Consider the following 535-nt stretch of genomic DNA (forward strand, 5'->3'; position numbering starts at 1 on the left):
GTTCATGACTGGGGTGAAGTCGTAACAAGGTAGCCGTAGGGGAACCTGCGGCTGGATCACCTCCTTAATATACGAGCACCAAGCTTCAAAGTGCCCACACAGTTTGTTTTCGAATGAAGAAGAACCTCAAAGGTTGATTGGCAACCGATTGACTGCAAGAGCGCTCAGCGCACGAGCAGGAAAAAGAAAGCCAATTGAAATTTTTGCGAGAGATTTTGTTTTAATCAAGGCGCAAGCGCGAGAGAGTGAGGAGGCATACACTAGTATGTGACCGAACGAGCAACCGCATGCAACGCAGAGTAAAACGAAAGATCGAAGCCAAAAAAGGGGTCGTAGCTCAGCTGGGAGAGCACCTGCCTTGCACGCAGGGGGTCAGGAGTTCGATCCTCCTCGGCTCCACCAATAACAGAGTTCTTCGATGATGGTTCAGATTAAAGCGTTTTATGTTAATAGAATGTTTTAATCTGAATAAATCAGACGTTCATTAAAAATATGGTAAATAAAGAGGTAACACAAGCGTCTTGTATAGACAAAA

The 535-nt window shown here is 45.2% G+C and carries 1 tRNA gene and 1 rRNA gene; both read left to right on the forward strand.

What is annotated here, in order from left to right:
- A 16S ribosomal RNA gene (locus ACD661_RS16935) occupies window positions 1-67 on the forward strand; the annotation flags it as partial.
- 259 nt (window positions 68-326) lie between these two features.
- Window positions 327-402 (forward strand) — tRNA-Ala (locus tag ACD661_RS16940).
- The last annotated feature ends 133 nt before the right edge of the window (window positions 403-535 follow it).

The sequence above is a fragment of the Legionella lytica genome (assembly GCF_044626755.1).
GTDB lineage: Bacteria > Pseudomonadota > Gammaproteobacteria > Legionellales > Legionellaceae > Legionella > Legionella lytica_A.